This is a genomic window from Nocardia sp. FDAARGOS_372, assembly GCF_002554515.1.
GTDB lineage: Bacteria > Actinomycetota > Actinomycetes > Mycobacteriales > Mycobacteriaceae > Nocardia > Nocardia farcinica.
Genome location: NZ_PDDW01000001.1, coordinates 1,045,563 through 1,065,604, shown reverse-complemented (window position 1 = coordinate 1,065,604; position 20,042 = coordinate 1,045,563). Strand labels below are relative to the sequence as shown.

At 70.7% G+C, this 20,042-nt stretch carries 18 protein-coding genes and 1 riboswitch; of the genes, 10 read left to right on the top strand and 8 right to left on the bottom strand.

Going from position 1 to position 20,042, the window contains the following annotated elements; all coding sequences use genetic code 11:
- Positions 1-35: 35 nt before the first annotated feature.
- Positions 36-644 carry a TetR/AcrR family transcriptional regulator gene (locus CRM89_RS05440; protein ID WP_228786976.1) on the top strand — a complete coding sequence of 203 codons (609 nt, stop codon included), beginning with the start codon at positions 36-38 and terminating at the stop codon, positions 642-644.
- Between the two features lie 4 nt (positions 645-648).
- Here the strand turns inward: CRM89_RS05440 and gcvP are convergent, their stop codons facing one another.
- The 7 genes from gcvP to CRM89_RS05405 all read right to left on the bottom strand — a co-directional run bounded on the left by gcvP (position 649) and on the right by CRM89_RS05405 (position 7,817).
- Positions 649-3,453, bottom strand: coding sequence for an aminomethyl-transferring glycine dehydrogenase (gene gcvP, locus CRM89_RS05435; RefSeq protein ID WP_098083381.1), 2,805 nt, complete (start codon positions 3,451-3,453; stop codon positions 649-651).
- 165 nt (positions 3,454-3,618) lie between these two features.
- Positions 3,619-3,717, bottom strand: a riboswitch (glycine riboswitch).
- 98 nt (positions 3,718-3,815) lie between these two features.
- Positions 3,816-4,373: a MerR family transcriptional regulator gene (locus tag CRM89_RS05430; protein ID WP_011209021.1), complete on the bottom strand. Its 558-nt coding sequence runs from the start codon at positions 4,371-4,373 to the stop codon at positions 3,816-3,818.
- Between the two features lie 185 nt (positions 4,374-4,558).
- A complete protein-coding gene (locus CRM89_RS05425; protein ID WP_011209020.1) occupies positions 4,559-5,032 on the bottom strand; it encodes a bifunctional nuclease family protein in 474 nt (157 codons plus the stop codon).
- 145 nt (positions 5,033-5,177) lie between these two features.
- A complete protein-coding gene (locus CRM89_RS05420) occupies positions 5,178-5,951 on the bottom strand; it encodes a MerR family transcriptional regulator (protein WP_098086881.1) in 774 nt (257 codons plus the stop codon).
- A gap of 145 nt (positions 5,952-6,096) precedes the next feature.
- Complete coding sequence (locus tag CRM89_RS05415) at positions 6,097-6,582, bottom strand: FHA domain-containing protein (RefSeq protein ID WP_011209018.1); 486 nt, start codon at positions 6,580-6,582, stop codon at positions 6,097-6,099.
- Between the two features lie 164 nt (positions 6,583-6,746).
- Positions 6,747-7,145: a glycine cleavage system protein GcvH gene (gene gcvH, locus CRM89_RS05410; RefSeq protein WP_011209017.1), complete on the bottom strand. Its 399-nt coding sequence runs from the start codon at positions 7,143-7,145 to the stop codon at positions 6,747-6,749.
- 78 nt (positions 7,146-7,223) lie between these two features.
- Positions 7,224-7,817 (bottom strand): CDP-alcohol phosphatidyltransferase family protein, encoded by a 594-nt coding sequence (locus CRM89_RS05405; RefSeq protein ID WP_011209016.1) that lies wholly within the window; start codon positions 7,815-7,817, stop codon positions 7,224-7,226.
- A gap of 129 nt (positions 7,818-7,946) precedes the next feature.
- Here CRM89_RS05405 and CRM89_RS05400 point away from each other — a divergent pair, with 129 nt between their 5' ends.
- The 4 genes from CRM89_RS05400 to CRM89_RS05385 all read left to right on the top strand — a co-directional run bounded on the left by CRM89_RS05400 (position 7,947) and on the right by CRM89_RS05385 (position 12,735).
- Positions 7,947-9,641: a GMC oxidoreductase gene (locus CRM89_RS05400; RefSeq protein WP_098083380.1), complete on the top strand. Its 1,695-nt coding sequence runs from the start codon at positions 7,947-7,949 to the stop codon at positions 9,639-9,641.
- Positions 9,642-9,693: 52 nt separating this feature from the next.
- On the top strand, positions 9,694-11,085 hold the full coding sequence (locus tag CRM89_RS05395; RefSeq protein WP_098083379.1) for a DUF2252 domain-containing protein: 1,392 nt from the start codon (positions 9,694-9,696) through the stop codon (positions 11,083-11,085).
- A gap of 104 nt (positions 11,086-11,189) precedes the next feature.
- On the top strand, positions 11,190-12,080 hold the full coding sequence (locus CRM89_RS05390) for a nuclease-related domain-containing protein (protein WP_098083378.1): 891 nt from the start codon (positions 11,190-11,192) through the stop codon (positions 12,078-12,080).
- A 25-nt stretch (positions 12,081-12,105) separates the two neighbouring features.
- The gene (locus CRM89_RS05385) at positions 12,106-12,735 is read left to right on the top strand and encodes a phosphatase PAP2 family protein (RefSeq protein WP_098083377.1); all 630 of its coding nucleotides are present in this window, start codon (positions 12,106-12,108) and stop codon (positions 12,733-12,735) included.
- A gap of 46 nt (positions 12,736-12,781) precedes the next feature.
- On the opposite strand, the gene CRM89_RS05380 is transcribed toward CRM89_RS05385, so the two are convergent.
- On the bottom strand, positions 12,782-14,713 hold the full coding sequence (locus CRM89_RS05380; protein ID WP_060591672.1) for an acyl-CoA dehydrogenase: 1,932 nt from the start codon (positions 14,711-14,713) through the stop codon (positions 12,782-12,784).
- Positions 14,714-14,790: 77 nt separating this feature from the next.
- Between CRM89_RS05380 and CRM89_RS05375 the strand changes: the two genes are divergently transcribed.
- From CRM89_RS05375 to CRM89_RS05355, 5 genes are all read left to right on the top strand, one after another.
- Positions 14,791-15,444: a TetR/AcrR family transcriptional regulator gene (locus tag CRM89_RS05375; RefSeq protein WP_060591673.1), complete on the top strand. Its 654-nt coding sequence runs from the start codon at positions 14,791-14,793 to the stop codon at positions 15,442-15,444.
- Complete coding sequence (locus CRM89_RS05370; protein WP_011209009.1) at positions 15,444-16,361, top strand: ABC transporter ATP-binding protein; 918 nt, start codon at positions 15,444-15,446, stop codon at positions 16,359-16,361. Before CRM89_RS05375 ends, CRM89_RS05370 begins: the two co-directional genes overlap by 1 nt.
- Entirely contained in the window at positions 16,358-17,992 is a 1,635-nt protein-coding gene (locus tag CRM89_RS05365; RefSeq protein WP_098083376.1) for an ABC transporter permease, read from the top strand. Before CRM89_RS05370 ends, CRM89_RS05365 begins: the two co-directional genes overlap by 4 nt.
- A 98-nt stretch (positions 17,993-18,090) precedes the next feature.
- Positions 18,091-19,608, top strand: a complete 1,518-nt coding sequence (locus tag CRM89_RS05360) for a threonine/serine exporter ThrE family protein (RefSeq protein ID WP_011209007.1) — start codon at positions 18,091-18,093, stop codon at positions 19,606-19,608.
- Between the two features lie 77 nt (positions 19,609-19,685).
- The gene (locus CRM89_RS05355) at positions 19,686-19,955 is read left to right on the top strand and encodes a GlsB/YeaQ/YmgE family stress response membrane protein (protein WP_098083375.1); all 270 of its coding nucleotides are present in this window, start codon (positions 19,686-19,688) and stop codon (positions 19,953-19,955) included.
- The last annotated feature ends 87 nt before the right edge of the window (positions 19,956-20,042 follow it).

Here is a 20,042-nt window from a genome sequence, read left to right as displayed (position 1 = left end):
GTCCCACCACTCGATTAATGCAACAGGAGTTGTCTTTGGAGACCACGAAGCGCCCCGGCGGCCGCAGCGCGCGCGTGCGCGCGGCCGTGCGGCAGGCCACCCTCGACGAGCTCGTCGCGCACGGCTACGCCGGGCTGACGATCGACAACGTCGCGCAGCGCTCCGGCGTCCACAAGACCACCGTCTATCGCCGGTGGGGCTCCCCCGCCGGTCTGGTCGCCGACGCACTCGAACTGGCAGCCGAGGAGGCATGGCCGCTGCCCGACACCGGTGATCTCACCGCGGATCTGCGCGCCCTCACCGCCGCCGTGCACACCGGTTTCACCGACCCCGACGCCGGACCGGTCGCCACCGCGTTCGTCACCGCGGCACTGCAGAACCCCGACGCCGCGACGGCGCTGCGGGCGTTCTACCGCGCCCGCCACCACCAATCCGCCGAGATCGTGCGCCGCGCCGTCGCCCGCGGCGAGCTCGGGCCCGAGGTCGACCCGGAGGCGGTGGTCCGCTACGCCATCGCGCCGGTGTTCCACCGCCTGCTCATCACCCACGAACCCGTGGACGAGACACTGACCCGGCACGCCGCCGACACCGCGATCGCGGCCGCCCGCGCCGGGCTGCTCGATCGCGCACCGGGCCGGTCCTGATCGGCTATTCCGCGTACGCCTCGAGCGGCGGGCACGAGCACACCAGGTTCCGGTCGCCGTACGCGCCGTCGATGCGCCGCACCGCGGGCCACACCTTGGCCCTGGCGTGGCCGAGACCCCGTGGGTAGACCGCGATTTCGCGCGAGTACGGGTGCGCCCACTCACCGACCAGGCACTCGGCGGTGTGCGGGGCGCCGCGCAGCGGGTTGTCCTCGGCGGGCCACACGCCCGCGCCGACCTGATCGATCTCGGCACGGATGGCGATCATCGCCGCCACGAACTCGTCCAGCTCGGCGAGGTTCTCGCTCTCGGTGGGCTCCACCATGAGGGTGCCCGCCACCGGGAAGCTCATCGTCGGTGCGTGGAAACCGTAGTCGGCCAAGCGCTTCGCCACATCGTCGACGGTGACGCCGGTGCGCTTGGTCAGCTCGCGCAGATCCAGGATGCACTCGTGGGCGACCATGCCGTTCTCGCCGGTGTAGAGCACCGGGAAGTACTCGTCGAGCCTGCGCGCCAGGTAGTTGGCCGAGGCGATCGCCGTCAGCGTCGCCTTGCGCAGCCCCTCGGCGCCCATCATCCGGATGTAGGCCCAGGTGATCGGCAGGATCGAGGCCGAGCCGTAGCGCGCCGCCGAAACCGCGTGCGAGTCCGATTCCAGCGGGTCGCCGGGCAGGTACTGCGCCAGGTGCGCGCGCACCGCGACCGGCCCGACACCGGGACCACCGCCGCCGTGCGGGATGCAGAAGGTCTTGTGCAGGTTCAGGTGGCTGACGTCGCCGCCGAACCGGCCCGGCCTGGCCAGCCCGACCAACGCGTTGAGGTTCGCGCCGTCGACGTAGACCTGCCCGCCCGCGTCGTGCACCAGCGCGCACAGTTCGGCGATCTCGTGCTCGTAGACGCCGTGCGTGGACGGGTAGGTGATCATGATGCACGCCAGCCGCTCGGCGTGGTCGGTGATCTTGGCGCGCAGGTCGTCGAGGTCGACGTCACCGTTCTCGCGGCACTTGACCACCTCCACCCGCAGCCCCGCCATCGCGGCGGAGGCCGCGTTGGTGCCGTGCGCGCTGGAGGGGATCAGGCAGGTGTCGCGATGGGTGTCGCCGCGGTCGAGGTGGTAGCGGCGGATCGCCAGCAGGCCCGCGTACTCGCCCTGGCTGCCCGCGTTCGGTTGCAGGCTCACCGCGTCGTAGCCGGTGATCTCGGCCAGCCAGCTCTCCAGATCACCGATCAGCTTCAGCAGGCCGGGGGCGTGCTCGACCGGTGCGTAGGGGTGCAGCTTGGCGAAGCCGGGCCAGGTGATCGGCTCCATCTCGGCCGTCGCGTTGAGCTTCATGGTGCACGAGCCCAGCGGAATCATGCTGCGGTCCAAGGCGATGTCCTTGTCCGACAGCGACCGCAGGTAGCGCAGCATCGCGGTCTCGGTGCGGTAGCGGGTGAACGCCGGATGCGTCAGGAACTCCGAGGTCCGGGTGGCGATGCCCGCGTCCACCGGCTCGGCGGGCGCCACGCCGAACGCGTCGAGCACGGCCTCGACGTGCGCGTCGGTGGTGGCCTCGTCGCAGGCGACCGCGACGTGATCGGGGTCGACCAGGCGCAGCGTGATCCCGCAGGCGGCGGCCTTGGCGACGACGGCTTCGGCGTGGCCGGGCACCCGCGCCAGCACGGTGTCGAAGTAGGTGTCGTGCACCAGCGCCTCCCCGAGCGCCCCGGCGATCCGCGCGGCATGGCCGTGCACCCGGCGCGCGATGGCGCGCAGCCCGTCGGCGCCGTGGTAGCAGGCGTACATCGCGGCCACGATCGCCAGCAGCACCTGGGCGGTGCAGATGTTGGAGGTCGCCTTCTCCCGGCGGATGTGCTGTTCGCGGGTCTGCAGGGCCAGGCGGTAGGCGGGATTGCCGTCGGCGTCCTTGGAGACACCGACCAACCGGCCCGGCAACTGCCGCGCGTGGGCGCTGCGCACCGCCAGATAGCCCGCGTGCGGACCACCGAAGCCCATCGGCACGCCGAAGCGCTGGGTGGTGCCGAAGCACACGTCGGCGCCCTGCTCACCGGGCGGGACGATCAGCGTCACGGCCAGCAGGTCGGCGCCCGCGGCGACCAGCGCGCCGCGCTCGTGGGCCGCCGCGATGAGCGCGGTCCAGTCCACCACCCGGCCGGACGCGCCGGGCAGCTGGACGATCACACCGAAGAACTCTCCCTCGGGCAGTCCGGCGGCGGCCAGGTCGGCCTCGACGATCTCGATGCCCAGCGGCTCGGCCCGGGTGTGCAGCACCGTGCGGGTCTGCGGGAACAGGTCGGCATCGATCAGCAGCCGGTTCGATCGGGAGCGGCCCGCGCGGCGCAGCAACGTCATCGCTTCCGCGGCCGCGGTGGCCTCGTCGAGCATGGAGGCGTTGGCGACCTCCATCCCGGTCAGATCCGACACCATCGTCTGGAAGTTGAGCAGTGCCTCGAGCCTGCCCTGGCTGATCTCGGGCTGGTACGGGGTGTAGGCGGTGTACCACGCGGGGTTCTCCAGCAGGTTGCGCACCAGCACCGGCGGAGTCAGCGTGTCGTAGTAGCCGAGGCCGATCATCGAGGTCGTCACGGTGTTGGACTGCGCGAGGGCGGCCAGTTCGGCCAGCGCCTCGTGCTCGCTCACCGCGGGCGGCAACGCGGCCAGCGGGCCCGCGCCTGCGTCGTCGAGGATGCTCGCGGGCAGCGCGGCCGCGGCCAGCGCGTCGAGGGAGTCGACCCCGACGACCTCGAGGATCCGGGACAGTTCGGCGGCATCGGGTCCGATGTGGCGGTCGGCGAAGGATCGGGTCACGGCGGCAACTCCAGGTCGGGCGGGTCGACGGTGTCGACGGGTACCGGCCCTCCCCCTCTGTCGTGATGCCTGAGAGATTCGGGATGCCGACGCGCTGCCGGCCCCCTTTCCCCGTGGGCGGGCGCACCCGCGTCAGCGCGCGGACCACCGCTTTCCAGAGGCGTCGAAAGCCGCACGGTCCGGTTGCCTGAGAGATTGACGGGGAGGTGCTGCTCCTTCGGCGCCCGGACTCGGCTGAGACCGGGACTCTCCCGCACGGCGCGACGCACCGTCAGTGTAAGGCGCGCGGTGCCGAAACCACGCGCCGACTCCGATGTCGCGCTCGTCACTCCCGCGAACGGACAGCGATCGGCACTGTCCGCCTATCCGGTGGCCCGGTTCATCCGCGCCTTGCGACGGTAGGCCAATTCGTCCTCCGGCCGCTCGGTGGCCGCGGTCGCCCGTTCGGCGGGGAAATTCGCGATGACGCCGGTGAGCTCACGCATGGCGCCGGAGACCGCGATCCCGAACACGCCCTGGCCGCCCTGCAGTAAATCGACGACCTCTTCCGGCGAGGTGCATTCGTAGACCGAGGTGCCGTCGGAGAACAGCGTGATGCCCGCCAGATCCTCCACGCCGCGGCTGCGCAGGTGGTCGACCGCGATGCGGATGTTCTGCAACGAGATGCCCGCGTCCAGCAGCCGCTTGACGATCTTCAGGACCAGGATGTCCTTGAACGAGTAGAGCCGCTGACTCCCCGAGCCCGCGGCGCCGCGGATCGAGGGCACGACCAGCCCGGTGCGCGCCCAGTAGTCGAGTTGGCGGTAGGTGATCCCCGCCACCTGACAGGCGCTGGGCACGCGATAGCCGACCAGGTCGTCGGGCACCGCGTCGTTCGGGAACAGGCCTGGCTGTACCACATCCTGCGATTGCTCTGCCACTGACCACTCCCTTGCTCCGCCGACGCCCGGCCGCACCGATGACCCGACTCCGTGACGACCGCGAGCACCGTGATGATCGCGGCCCAACTATCGAGATTACTCCCGTCGATTGTCCGGGGAATGGCATCATCGGACCAAACGCGACGCGCGGTAAAAGTCTCAGGCTGTACTTCAGGTCGAGAAATTCAGCTGTCGGTGGCCTTGAAATCGTCCGGGGAGACCGATTCCAGGAACTCCTTGAACTTCTCCACTTCGTCCTCGCGCTCGTCGGGCATCACCAGTCCCGCCTCGTCGAGCACCGGCTCCTCGGCATAGATCGGGCAACCGACCCGCAGGGCGATCGCGACCGAGTCCGAGGGGCGCGCGGAAATCCGCAGATCGTTGTCGAAGACCAGATCCGCGTAGAAGGTGCCCTCCTGCAGATCCACGATCCGCACTTCTTTGAGGGTGTGTCCGAGCTCGGTGATCATGATCTTGATCAGATCGTGGGTCAGCGGACGGATCGGGGTCACCCCCTCCTGCTCGAGCACGATGGCTGTGGCCTCGGCCTGCCCGATCCAGATCGGCAGATACCGATCGCCGGACACCTCGCGAAGCAACAGCACCGGCTGGTTCTGTGGCTGCTCGACGCGGATGCCGATCACACGCATTTCACTCATGCCACTGCCTCCCATAATCGCCGGCCGCCCGGCTCGAACCGCTGCAGAGCTCGCCGTAACTCCGAGTCTAAGCGAACGGGCGGGGGTGCTGCGATCGGTCCGTGCCGCCGCCCGGGGCGTGTTGCCCGGCCGACGGCGGCGCGGTTCAGTTACCGAGCGCGTGCCGCACCGAGGCCTTCACCAGGGACGTGTGCAGGGTCAGCGACAGCGCCGCCAGCTCCCGCACCGTCTCCTCGGCCCTGGCCCTGGCGCCGGCATCACGGCTCTTGGCGATCGGCGCGGCGATCTGGGCCAGCAGCGCGGCCTCGCGGTCGGCGGCCAGTTTGAACGCCCGCAGATGGCGCGCTTCCAGCCCGAATTCGGCCATCGCGCGGGCGGTCTTGGCCAGGGTCACCGCCTCGCCGTCGAAGAAGCCCGCGGGACCGGGCGTGATGAGCCCGGCACGGATCAGGTCGTTGAGGAAGGGTTCATCGATGCCCGCCTGGGCGAGCAGATCGGCTCGGGTGAGCCGGATTTCGTGATCGACACGCAACTCCTCCGGCGATACCTCGTCGGGCACCACACCCAGTTTGCGGGGTGCGCCGCGCCCGCCGGCCGAGCCGGCACCGGCCCCCGGGGCCTCCGCGCCGCCCGCCCGGCTCGACAGCGCCCTGGCGCGAGCCTCGCGCACGCCGAGGGTGGCCGCCCCCTTGTCGATCGCCTCGAGTTGCTCCTTGATCACCTTCAGCGGCAGGTACTGGTCGCGCTGCGCGGTGAGGATGAAGCGCAGCCGCTCGCAGTCGGCCACCGAGAACCGCCGGTACCCCGAGGGGGTGCGCTCCGGACGGATCAGGCCCTCGGATTCGAGGAAACGGATCTTGGAGATCGTGACGTCCGGGAAATCAGGCCGCAACAGGTCGAGCACGGAGCCGATCGACATGCCTCCGCGTGCCCACTGCTGCGCCGCGCCCGTCACCGCGCCGAGTCCTTCCCGTCCGTTGCCGCACGCCGGACCGGCGACGGGTTCGACGACCGCGCGCTACCGCCACGCGTGCCCCCGCGAACGCCGCCGTCCGACGTGGTTCTCATAGACTGCCCGCACCCGCCGAGGGCTCGTTCACCTGTGCGCGCGGACCGGTGAGGAACACGAGCCGGAACTTGCCGATCTGCACCTCGTCGCCGTTCTGCAGTTCCGAGGAGTCCACCGGCTCCCGGTTGACGTAGGTGCCGTTGAGGCTGCCCACGTCGACCACCTGGAAGGTGTCGTCGTCCTGACGGAACTCCGCGTGCCGACGGCTGACGGTGACATCGTCGAGGAAGATGTCACTGTCGGGGTGGCGGCCCGCCGAGGTGGTCGGCTGGTCCAGGAGGAACCGCGAGCCCGCGTTGGGGCCACGCTTGACGACCAGCAGGGCCGCGCCCGCCGGTAGGCCCTCGACCCCTTGAACCGGCTGTTCGCCGGTCTGCTCACCGGAGCGCGACGCGTCGACCTCGTTCAGGAAATCCGCGCGGAAGACCGACGTCGTCTCGGCCGCGGTCTCCTGGTAACCCGGGTCTTTGTTCTCGCTCACCGTTTCTCTCCTCCTCGAACCTGATTATCCATGCAAGCAGGTGATGCTTTGGTCGACACGAGGTCGTGTCGTCAGAACGCCGACGTCACCGCGCCGGCTCATCCGTTGGCTTTGACCGTACCCTGCCGGGGCCCGCCCGTGCAGGGAGAACCGGGAAGGCCGGTTCAGCCCCCGATAACTCCTTGATAACCTGCCGCATCCAGCAGTTCGCCCAGCGTGACGTCGAGTGCGGCGGCATCGGCCACCTCCAGCTCGAACAGCCAGCCCGCACCGTACGGATCGGCGTTCAGCGTCTCCGGCGCGTTGGACAGTTCTTCGTTCACCGCAACGACTTTCGCGGCCAGCGGGGCGTAGATGTCCGAGACGCTCTTGGTCGATTCCACCTCGGCGATGCTCTCGCCCGCGGCGGCCTCGCGCTGCTCGTCCGGCAGCTGAACGTACACGACGTCACCCAGCTGGGACTGGGCGTAGTCGGTGATGCCGACCCGGACCCGCGTGGGGCCGATCCGCCGGACCCACTCGTGCTCCTCGGTGTAGCGCAGATCCTCGGGGGTCACTGCCACTGGGCGTCCTTTCCGTCATGACCGTCGTTCGTCGTGAACGCTGCACGCAACCTTATCGGTACCGGGTGACGCCGGCGGTTATGGGTGATGCTGCCGCACAGCCGGTATCGCCCGTGCCACCGCGACGGCCTTGCCCGTGTAGAGCACGCCGGTCCACAGATACACCGCGGTGCCCCAGATCAACAATGCCCCGCCGAAGGCCCGTCCGAAACCGTCCAGCGGCCAGTCCATCTGCCCGGCCAGCAGCCAGGGCAGCGCCGACATGAGCGCGAAGGTGGCGGCTTTGCCGAGGTAGATCACCTCGGGCGGGTCGAGTTCGCGTCGGCGATAGATCGAGAGGGTCAGGGTCAGCACCGCGTCGCGCCCGACCAGCAGCAGGGCCACCCACCAGGGCAGCAGCCCGCGCGCCACGAAGGCCACCAGCGTGGTGACCAGATAGAGCCGGTCGACGAAGGGATCCAGCAGCGCGCCCAGCCGCGAACTCTGGTCGAGCAGCCGGGCCAGCTTGCCGTCGAGGAAGTCGGTGATCCCGCTGGCGACCAACAGGGCGAAGGCCCAGCCGTCGGCCCGTTCGACCAGCAACAACCACAGGAACACCGGCACGCCGATCAGTCGCAGCACGCTCAGCACGTTGGGGACGGTGAGGATGCGGTCGGCCGGCGTCGTCGTCACACGCTGTGCTTACCGCACCGGCCCCGGTGACCGCCATCCGGGCGCGCGGTTGCTTTTCGCCACAACACCCGCGGTGAAAGAATGACTGTGAAATCATCTCATCGAACCGATGGTGATGGAGAGGAAGACATGGCCGAGTTCGACTACGACGTGGTGGTGATCGGCTCCGGGTTCGGCGGCAGCGTCGCCGCCCTGCGGCTGACCGAGAAGGGGTACCGGGTCGGCGTGCTCGAGGCGGGCAGGCGCTGGGACGCCGCGGATCTGCCCGCCACGAATTGGAATCTGCGCAAGTCGATCTGGGCACCGAAACTGGGCTTGACCGGGCCGCAGCAGATCAGCATCCTCGGCAAGTGCGCGGTGTTCTCCGGCGCGGGGGTCGGCGGCGGGTCACTGATCTACGGCAACACCCTCTACGAGCCGCTGCCCGCCTTCTACACCGACCGGCAGTGCGCCCACATCACCGATTGGCGCAGCGAACTCGCCCCGTACTACGACCAGGCCAAGCGCATGCTCGGCGTGGCGCCGAACCCGCGGACGACCCCGGCCGACGAGATCATCAAGGAGGTCGCCGAGGACATCGGCGTGGCCGACACCTTCCATCCCACCCAGGTGGGTGTGTTCTTCAACGAGGACCGGCAGGGCGAGGAGGTGGACGACCCCTACTTCGGCGGGGCGGGGCCGCGCCGCAGCGGCTGCGTCCACTGCGCGCGCTGTTTCACGGGCTGCCCGCACAACGCCAAGAACACGACCACCACCAACTACCTCTACCTCGCCGAGCAGGCCGGGGCGCGGGTGCACGAACTCACCACCGCCACCGCGGTGCGGCCGCTGTCCGGCGGCGGGTACGCGGTGGACACCGAGCGGTCCGGGCGCTGGATCCGCAAGGAGCCCAGGACCTTCACCGCCGAGCAGGTGGTCTTCGCGGGCGCGGCGCTGGGCACCCAGAAGCTGCTGCACCGGATGCGGGACGAGGGCGTGCTGCCCGGACTGTCCCCCCGGCTCGGTGAACTCACCCGCAGCAACTCCGAGGCGATCCTGAACGTGGCCAGCCGGTCCCGGTACGACTTCGCCCAGGGTGTGGCGATCACCTCCTCCATCCACCCGGAGCCGAACACGCACGTGGAGGTGTGCCACTACGGCAAGGGCCAGAACGCGCTGGCGACCATGGCGGTGCCGCTGGTGGACGGCGGGGCGTTCCGGTTCCTACGGTTCCTGCTGGCGATCCTGACCCATCCGCTGGCGTTCCTGCGCAGCCGCGTGCCCTACCGCGGCTCGGAGAAGTCGGTGATCCTGCTGGTGATGCAGTCGCTGGACAACTCGCTGACCTCGTTCCGCAAGCGCGGCGCGCTGCGCACCGAACAGGGCACGGGCGAGCCGAATCCGACCTGGATCCCGCTGGCGCACGACATCGCGCGGCGGTTCGCGGACAAGATCGACGGCGACACCCACGGCTTGATCATGGACGTGTTCAACATCCCGGCGACCGCGCACTACATCGGCGGCTGCGTGATCGGCGAGACCCCGCGCTCCGGTGTCGTCGACCCCTACCAGCGCGTGTTCGGGCACCCCGGCCTGCACGTGGCCGACGGTTCCGCGGTGACGGCCAATCTGGGCGTGAACCCGTCGCTGACCATCACCGCGCAGGCCGAGCGCGCGATGGCGTTCTGGCCGAACAAGGGTGAGCCCGATCCGCGCCCGGAGCTGGGCGCACCGTACCGGCGCATCGACCCGGTCCGGCCGGTGCGGCCCACGGTGCCCGAGCACGCGCCCGGCGCGCTGCGGTTGCCGATCACCCCCGTCGATCCGCCGGTGCCCGCGCCGTGATCCCGGCCGGGTTCCGCGCGCGGCGCAGGCCACGGCACTAACGTGAGCGGCTGTGTCAGACAGTCGTATCGACCTGCGTACCTTCGTGCCCGCCGACGAGGTACGCGCCAAGGGCCGCGCCCTGCGGGAGCACGTGCCGGCGACGGCTCGCGACCGGCAGGCCGCCGGGCCGCGCCGGCCCGCCGTGCTCGATTTCCTCGCCGCCGCGCACGCCGACCGGCTCGCGCATCTGGTGCCGCTGCGGGTGGGCCGGATGGCGAGCGGTCCGTTCACCTTCTACCGGGGCGCGGCGGGCCTGATGGCCGCCGATCTCGCGGACGGCCCGGCGACCGGCGTGCACGCCCAGCTGTGCGGGGACGCCCACCCGGCCAACTTCGGCCTCTACGGCACCTCGCGCGGCGAGATCGTCATGGACATCAACGATTTCGACGAGACGATCCGCGGGCCGTGGGAATGGGACCTGGAACGGCTGGCGGCCGGCCTGGTGCTGGCCGGCCGGGAGTCCGGCGTCGGCGAGGACGACTGCCGGGCCGCCGCGCTGGACGCGGCGCGCTCCTACCGGCTGGCGATCGACGACCTGGCGGGGCGGCCGTTCATGGAGTCCTGGAGCGCGCTGCCCGACGAATCGATCCTCGGCCGGGCCAAGGCCGACGACCTGATCGACGATTTCAAGAAGGCCGCCAAGAAGGCGCGCAAGAACACCAGCGCCAAGGTCGCCGCCAAGTGGACCGAGCACATCGACGACCACGAGACGGGGGTGCGCAAGCGCCGCTTCGTCGCCGACCCGCCGGTGCTCACCGAGGTGAGCGAGGAGGTGGCCGAGGCGGTCACCGACGGCCTGGAACGCTACGGCATCACGCTGCGCGAGTCGCGGCGCGATCTGCTCGCCCGATTCGCGGTGTCCGACATCGCTTTCCGCATCGTCGGCACCGGCAGCGTCGGCCTGCACAGCTACGTCGCGCTGCTGCACGGCAACGACGAGGAGGTGCTGGTGTTGCAGCTCAAGCAGGCCATCCCCTCCGCGCTCGCGCCCTACCTGCCCGCCGTCCCGGTCGCGCACGAGGGCGAACGAATCGTGCAGGGCGCCAGGCTGGTTCAGGCCGAGACCGACATCCTGCTCGGGTGGACCACGCTGCGGCTGGACGGGCGCGAGTTGCCGTTCATCGTGCGCCAGTTCCGCAATCTCAAGGGCAGCATCGATCCGGCGGGCCTGGGCAAGGACGATCTCGACGACTACGGCCGGCTGGCGGGGGCGCTGCTGGCCAGGGCACACGCCCGCTCGCTCGACCCGCGACTGCTGTCGGGCTATCTGGACGGCGACGAGCGCTTCGACGAGGCGGTGGCCGCCTTCGCGGTCCGCTATGCCGACCGGACCGAGGCCGACCACGCCGAGCTCGTGCGCGCGGTGGCGTCGGGCCGGTTGCGCGCCGAACTCCCGGAGTGAGCACCGGGCGCCGACACGCCGCGCCGCGTCGGCGCCGGGGCGCGCGGTGGCGGATTCCTCGTATCCTGTGCGGAGTCGAGTGACGACGTGAAGGGCGGTCGCGAATGCTTGTGCGAGTACAGAACCCGGCAGGCACCACTGCCGAGCGGGCGCTGATCGACTGGCTGCGCACCTGGAAGGACCCGGACAGCCCGCACGGCGTCGCGACGATCAATTGCAGTCTGTTCCACCAGGATCGGCTGCACCAGTTCGACGCGGTGGTGTGGACGCCGACCAGCTGCGTGGTGATCGAGGCCGCCGAGCCCGACACCCAGCGCGACGGCACCCTCGAGGTCCCGCTCAACGGCCCGTGGACCATCGACGGCGAGCAGATCACGATGACCGGCCGCGACAAGCGCACCCCGCTGGAGCGGTCCCGCGAGCACACCTTCGCCTTGCAGGACTGGTTGTCCGCGCGCGGCCTCGGCCAGCGGGCGGTGCACGGGGTGGCGCTGGTCATCCCGCCGCGCGGGTCGAAGCTCGAGGTCCGCCAAGCCTGGAGCGACCCGAGCTTCGATGCGATCCTGGGCAGTGACCAGGGCCGGTTGCGGCACTACTTCGACACGCTGGCGCAGAGCGAGAAGCACCTGTGGACGGCCAACGACGTCGCGGTGGCGTTTCGTGGGCTCGGCCTGCTCCCCTACCTACCCGCTCCGCAGGAGCTGCTGAACGAGGGCTTTCTGGGGCCGATCGACATCACCCTGTGGCACGGCGGCCCGGCCCAGGCGCAGGCCGAGGCCTACGCCGAGGAGCTCGCGCAGCTCGAACGCGACGCGCGGCCACCGCTGGTGCGCGCGCCGTGGTACAGCCCGTGGAAGCTGTATCCGTTCGAGGCGGGCGACATCGACATGGGGCGCGCGTTCATGCGCACCACGCTGGCCATCGGGATGGTGATCGCCGCGGCGTGGGTGCTGTGGTTCCTGGTGTCGGCGTTCCTCACCTACGGGCCGGGCTGAGCGCGGCCCTGGTTATCGTCGTCGGGTGCTCGATCAGAAGCTCACCGGCCGGGCCGTCGTCGCGACGCTCGCCGCGCTCGTCACGCTGACCCTCCCGCTCACCTTTCCGCCCGGCGGCGGCCCGACGGGGGTGGACCGCGCGCTCGCGGACATGGTGCGCACCGGCCCACCCGCCCCGATCCACCGGGTGCTGGTCGCGCCGAGCGACGGTTGGCTGGTGGTGACCCTGCTGCTGGCGGCGATCGCGTGGTTCGGGTGGCGACGGCAGTGGTGGCGGGCGGCGACGATGCTCGTGGTGCCCGAGGCGGCGATCGCGCTCAACACCTGGGTGCTCAAGCCGCTGTTCGACCGGCCGCTGCACGACTACCTCGCCTATCCGAGCGGGCACACCGTGCACCTGGTCGCCGTGGTGACGACCGTTGTGCTGCTGTGCGATTCGGCCCGCGTCCGCCTGGCCGTCGCGGTCGCCGGGGTGGTCGCCTGCGGCGCCGTGGTGGTGGGACAGGTGGGCATGGACTACCACTACGCGACCGATGTGGTCGGCGGAGCCGCGGCGGCACTGGCCCTCGGCATCGCCGGATGCGCCGCGGCCGAACGGCTCGCGGGTTCGCGTCGACCCGCCCGCGGACCGGGGCACGACGACTCGGTCCCCTGAACGGGTCGGGGGCAGCGCCACCGAAGGAGCCGCCCCCGATCCGGCGTCAGCTCCGCTGGTACACGCTGGCGTCGTGCAGCATCGCCGCGTGCAGCATCTCCTCCGGCACGCCCATCGCCTCGACGAGGGTGAGTGCGTGCGGGCGCAGCCGGTCGACCAGCTCGTTGACCCCGCGCCGCACCGCCTTCGCCCGCTCGACGGACATGAAGCGGTGCATGATGTACCAGGCCGAGTTCTCCTCGAGCAGCGTGTAGACGAACAGGTCGCACACGGTCTCGGCCAGCGCCCTGGCCTCGGGGTCCTCGATCTCGCCGATGCCCTCGATGAAGGCTTCCAGCACCAGCCGGTCGATGTGCGCGGACCCGGCCGCCAGGATGTGGTCCTGGGCGTTGTTGAAGCCCTCGAACGGCGTGGTGTCCTCGGCCCGGGCGCGCAGCCGGTGGGCGGCGGTGCGGACGAGATAGTCCTCGCGGTCGGCGAACAGCTGCAACTGGGTGGAGCGGCGCGACAGGTCGCCCTCGTCGACCGACTCGTCGCTGCGATCGCGCAGGGTCTGGATCAGCTGGCGCACGCCCGAGCGCTTGCGCACCACGTCACCGGCCATGGTGGCCGCGAAACGCACCCAGCCCAGCGCGTCGAGATCCTGGACCTCGTCGGCGTAGGCGGTGAGCAGTTCCTTGGCGACCAGCTGGGTGAGCACGACGTTGTCGCCCTCGAAGGTGGTGAACACGTCGGTGTCGGCCTTGAGCGTGACCAGCCGGTTCTCGGTGAGGTAGCCGGCGCCGCCGCACGCCTCCCGGCATTCCTGGATGGCGCGGGTGGCGTGCCGGGTCTGGGCGACCTTGAGACCCGCGGCCCGCTTCTCCAAGGCCCGCTGGGCGCCGGGGTCGAGGTTCTGGCCGGTCTGGATGACGTGCATCCGGCGCACCAGGTCGTTCTGCGCGAAGGCGTAGGCGAAGGACTTGGCGACCAGCGGCAGCAGCCTGCGCTGGTGCATCCGGTAGTCCATGAGCACCGTCTCCGTCCCGCTGTCGGGGTCGGCGAACTGGCGGCGCTGCAGCGCGTAGCGGACGGCGATGCTGAGCGCGACCCGCGCGCCCGCGGCGGCCGCGCCGCCCACACTGATCCGGCCGCGCACCAGCGTGCCGAGCGTGGTGAAGAAGCGCCTGCTCGGGTTCTCGATGGGTGAGCTGTAGGTGCCGTCGGGCTCGACGTCGGCGTAGCGGTTGAGCAGGTTCTCCCGCGGAATCCGGACGTGGTCGAAGACGATGCGGCCGTTGTCGACGCCGAGCAGCCCGCCCTTGAGGCCGTCGTCGGAGGTGGTGACGCCGGGCAGGTCGGCGCCCTGCTCGTCCCGGATGGGCACCAGGAAGCAGTGCACACCGCGGCCTTCACCCTGCGTGATCAGCTGCGCGAACACCGCCGCCATCCGGGCGTGCTCGGCCGCGCCGCCGATGTAGTCCTTGCGGGCCGAGGGCGTCGGCGAGTGGATCACGAACTCCTGGGTCGCCGGATCGTAGGTGGCGGTGGTCTCCAGGCTGGCGACGTCGCTGCCGTGGCCCGACTCGGTCATCGCGAAGCAGCCGAGCAGGTCCAGCGAGATCAGCTGCTTGATGTACTCGCGATGGCGCTCGGTGCCCAGGTTCTCCACCGCCCCGCCGAACAGGCCCCACTGCACGCCGGATTTCACCCACAGCGACAGGTCGGCGTAGGCGACCATCTCCAGTGCCGTCACCGCGCCGCCGGGGTCGCCGACGCCGCCGTTCTCCAGACGGAAACCGCGCTTGGCGTAATCCATCGCGGCGAGCAGGCGCATCTGGTCGAGCACCCGCGCCCGCGCGGCCTTGTAGTCGAGGTTCGGGTCCCCGAGAAAGCGCTCGTCGGCGAGTTCGCGGCGGGCTTGCTGCCGGATGTCACGCCAGGGTCCGTCGAGTGCTGCGCGGAGGTGATCTGCCGTCGTCGGGCTGCCGGTTGCCATGCCTCCGACGATAACCGTCAAGCGGGGTGGTCAAACCCTTGCGCGCGCGTTGAACGACTGTTTAATATACTGAACATGTGTTCAACCAACAGCCCGTATCGCAAGGATCCCCCACGGAACTGACCACGGCGGCGCGCATTCGCGACGCCGCGATCGAGGTCTTCGGCGACCGCGGATTCGATGTCGGCGTACGCGTGATCGCGGCGGCGGCAGGCGTATCCCCCGGGCTGGTCAACCACCACTTCGGCTCCAAGGACGGCCTGCGTGCCGCCTGCGACGAGCGGGTGCTGCAACTCATCCACGACGAGAAGACCAAGGCGCTTCTCGCACCGGACACGGGTGCGGGCCTGTTGGCCGCGATGGCCGAGGTGGAGGCCTACGGTCCGCTGGTCGCCTACATGGTGCGCAGTCTGGAAGCAGGCGGACCGATGGCGGAGTCGCTGTTCGAGCACATGGTCGCCGACGCCGAGGACTACATGCGCCGCGGCGTCGAGGCGGGCGTGATCAAGCCCAGCCGTGATCCCAAGGCCCGGGCCAGGCACCTGATGCTGGCCAACGTCGGCGCCACGCTGCTGTGGGTGCGCCTGCACCAGCGTGACGGCGAGACGATCGATTTCCGCGCCGCCATCCGCCGCATCACCGAAGAACTCACCGGCCCCGCCCTGGAGCTCTACACCCAGGGCCTGCTCACCGACCCCACACTTCTCGACGAAATCACCAAGGAGCGCTGATGTCCGAGGTCATCCGAATCCGGGACCTGCGCAAGACGTTCGGCCATGTCACCGCCCTCGACGGCCTGGACCTGGAGGTCGCCGAAGGCGAGATCCACGGCTTCCTCGGGCCCAACGGCGCGGGCAAGTCCACCACCATCCGCATTCTGCTCGGCATCCTGCGGGCCACCGCGGGGCAGGCCGAACTGCTGGGACGCGACCCGTGGACCGACGCGGTGGAGCTGCACCGCGAACTGGCCTATGTGCCCGGCGATGTCACGTTGTGGCCTTCGCTCAGCGGCGGCGAGACCATCGACCTGCTGGCCCGCATGCGCGGCGGGATCGACCGTGCCCGCCGGGACGAACTGATCGAACGGTTCGATCTGGACCCGCGCAAGAAGGCCCGCACCTACTCCAAGGGCAACCGCCAGAAGGTCGCGCTCGTCTCCGCGTTCGCCTCCGACGTGCGCCTGCTGCTGCTCGACGAGCCGACCTCGGGCCTGGACCCGTTGATGGAGCAGCTGTTCCGCGACTGCGTGCGCGAGGCGGCCGCGCGCGGCACCACCGTGCTGCTGTCCAGCCACATCCTGTCCGAGGTGGAGGCGCTGTGCGACCGGGTGACCATCATCCGGGCCGGCCGCACGGTGGAGAGCGGCTCGCTCGCCGACCTGCGCCACCTCTCACGCACCTCGATCACCGCCGAATTGCTCGGTGACCCTGGCGATCTGAGCCGCATCGCCGGGGTCGACGACATCGAGCGCGACGGCGACACGCTGCGCTGCCAGGTCGACAGCGAACACCTCGGCGAGCTGATCCGGGTGCTCGGCGACACCGGCGTGCGCAGCCTCACCAGCGCTCCGCCGACGCTCGAGGAGCTGTTCCTGCGGCACTACCACGTCGACGGCGCCGACGAGGCCGGACAGGTGGTGCGGGCATGACCGCGATCACCGCCGAAAGGCCGTTCAGCGCACCGCTGTTCGGGCACCCCGCGGACTTCGCCGGCACCGGGCAACTGCTGCGCCTGGTGCTGCGCCGCGACCGGGTGGTGCTGCCGCTGTGGACCCTGGTGCTCGGCCTGATGCCCGCATTCCAGTTGATCAGTGTGCGCGACCTGTACACCACCCAGGAACAGCTGGACAGCTTCGCCCGCACCACCGCCGCCAGCCCGGCGCTGCTGGCGATGTACGGACCGGTGTTCGAGAACACGCTCGGCTCGATCGGGACGTGGAAGGCGGGGGCGATGTACAGCATGATCGCCATCGCCACCGTGCTCACCGTCGTCCGGCACACCAGGGCCGAGGAGGAATCCGGCCGCGCCGAACTGGTCGGCGCGACCAGCATCGGCCGTTTCGCCGGGCTCACCGCCGCGTTGCTGGTGGCGTTCGGCGGGTCGGCGCTCGCCGGCGTCCTGTGTGCCCTGTCGCTGGCCGCGACCGATGTGGCACTGGCCGGCTCGGTCGCCTTCGGTGCCGCCCTGGCCGCCTCGGGCATCGTCTGGGCGGCCGTCGCCGCGGTGACCGCCCAGCTGAGCACGTCGGCCCGGGTGGCGCGCGGGCTCGCCTTCGCCGTGCTCGGCACCGCGTTCGCGCTGCGCGCCGCGGGCGATGCGGGCAACGGGGTGCTGTCCTGGTTCTCCCCGCTGGGCTGGTGCCTGCAGATCCGGCCCTACGCGCAGGAGCGCTGGTGGGTGCTGCTGCCGCTGGCCACCGTCGCGGTGCTGGCGACCCTGGTCGCCTACGGACTGCTCGGCACCCGCGACACCGGCTCGGGGCTGATCGCGCAGCGGCCGGGGCCCGCGGCCGCGGGGGCGGATCTGGCCGGTCCGGGCGGGCTGGCCTGGCGGTTGCAGCGCGGTTCGCTGCTGGCGTGGACGATCGGCTTCGGCCTCTACGGGCTGATGATCGGCGGCGCCGTGAACAGCATCGGCGACATGATCGGCGACAGCGGCGCGATCACCGACCTGGTGGTGCGGATGGGCGGTTCGGAGAGCCTGGAACAGTCGTTCATCGCCTATGCGGTGGCCATGCTCGCCGCGGCCGCGTCGGCCTATTCGATCTCGGCGGTGCTGCGCCTGCACGACGAGGAGACCAGCGGCCGCGCCGAGACGACGCTGGCCGCGGCCGTCGGCCGGGTTCGCTACGCCGCGGGCCATCTCGGCATCGCCCTGCTCGGCCCGGTCCTGGCGCTCATCGTCGCGGGTGCGGCGATCGGAATCGTCTACGGCGCGGCCACCGGCGACCTCGGTGCGAAGCTGCCCCGGACCGTCGCGGCCGCGCTGGTGCAGGTGCCCGCGGTCTGGGTGCTGACCGGTGTCGCGATCGCGCTGTTCGGGCTGGCGCCGCGCTTCGCCCCGGTGGCATGGGGCGTGTTGAGCACGACGATCGTGCTGTTCTTCGTCGGCTCGCTCGACGGGCTGCCGCAGTGGCTGGTCGACCTCGTGCCCTTCGTGCACCCGCCCAAACTTCCGGGTGCCGAATTTCACATCACCCCGCTGCTGTGGTTGCTGGCCGTCGCGGCCGTGCTGACCGGCGCCGGATTGCTCGGGTATCGACGCCGCGACCTGCGGTGATGGGGTCCGGGCCCGCGCCGTGACCGGTGTGGGCCCGGCCGCGCGGGCCGTACCTGGGCCGATGCCGCACCCGGATGGCTCGACTACCGTCGAAGAACATGGGTCTGGACGCGATCTCGGGAGGAGACGACTACATCGATCGGCAGCGGCAGCGTGCCGCGCGACGACCGCGGCTGTGGCCGCGCCGGGCCCCTCGCCTGCTGGAACAGGCCGTCGGTGTGCTGGTCGCGGACCGGCAGGCCACCGCCGACACCATCATCGCCGCGCCCGCCCCGCTGCAGCCGATCGACCTCACCGACGACGCCAAGGTCGCCGAGGTGCTCGATCTCGCGGTCCGGGTCGGGGAGGTGGTGCTCGCGTCGGGCACCGGCGTGATGGACACCACCACCCAGGTGCGGTTCATCGCCGCCACCTACGGCCTGTCGCGCTGCGACGTCGACGTCACCTACGACTCGATCCGCATCTGGGCCGACCGCGGCCCCCTGCTCCCCCCGGCCAGCACCATGCGCGTGGTGCGCTACCGCTCGCTGGACTTCACCCGGCTGGCCGCGGTCGACCGGTTGACCCGCCGGATCCGGCACCAGGTCGTACCGCCCGCCGAGGCGCGCGCCGCCCTCGACGCCATCACCACCGCACCGCATCCCTACGCCCGCTGGGTGGCGACCTTCGGCTGGTCGCTGATGGCCGCCGCGATCGCGGCGCTGCTCGGCGCCGACCTGCTGGTGACGGTGCTCAGTTTTCTCACGACCGCCGCCATCGACCGCACCAACCGCGCGCTCAACCGCTACGGCCTGCCGTTCTTCTTCCAGCACATGGCGGGCGGCCTGATCGCGGCGACACCGGCGATCCTGCTGTCCAGTCTCGCCGAGCCGCTGGGCATCCGCGTCGACGCCACGCTCATCGTGGCCGCAGGCATCACGGTGCTGCTCAGTGGGCTGCAATTGGTCGGCTCGGTGCAGGACGCCATCACCGGCGCACCCATCACCGCCGCCGCCCGCATGCTCGAGGTGGTGATGATGACCGGCGGCATCGTCGCCGGAATCGCGCTGGCGCTGCGCCTGGGCGAGGTGGCGGGCACGACGGTGCCCAGCATCGACCTGGTGTCCGGCCGCGACATCACCGATCTGCCGGTGAAACTCGTCGCCGGTGCCGTGGCCGCCCTGGCGTTCGCGCTGGCCTGCTACGCCGAGCGGCGCGCGCTGGCCGCCGCCGCGTTCGGCGGTGCGGCGGGCACGATCTGCTTCCTGCTCGTGCAGTACCTGGGATTCGGCCCGGTCATCTCCTCCGGTGTCGCCGCGACGCTGGTCGGCATGGCCGGTGGCCTGATGGCGCGCCGGGCGATGACGCCGCCGCTGGTGGTCGCGGTCGCAGGCATCACCCCGCTGCTGCCCGGCCTGAAGGTCTACCGCGGGCTGTACGCGGTGCTCAACGACGAACTGCTGCTCGGTTTCAACCAGCTCTTCGCCGCGTTCGGTGTGGGCTGCGCGCTCGCCGCGGGCGTCACCCTCGGTGAATGGTGCGACCGAACCCTGCGCCGCCCACGGATTCTCAGCCGGTTCGGGTCGCTGCGGAAACCGGTGGTGCGCCGCAAGCGCCGTACCGCCTCGCCCGGCTGAATTCGGCCGGGTCCGACCGGAAGAATTCACCGGCATGTCGCTGGACAACCGGGGTGACTGGTTGGAGAGTTGCGCACATGTGGAACGCAATCGTCCAAATCGTCGGCTTCCTGATCATCGGTGTCATCATCGGATTCCTCGCCCGCGCACTGAAACCCGGTGCCGACAAACTCGATTTCAAGATGACCGCGCTGCTCGGCATGGCGGGCGCGCTGATCGGCGGCATCGTCGCCAGCCTGATCGGCAAGGGTTCGATCACCGAACTCAATTTCTGGGGTTTCGTGTTCGCCGTCGTCGCGGCGATCGCGCTGCTGTTCCTCGCACCGGTGCTGCAGGGCAAGCGCTGAGCGGTGCGCCCGGCGCCGACCGTGGCGTCCCCACCCGCGGCGGACCGGTGCGACAATCGTGCCGAGCCGGTATCGTCGGGCCGGTCG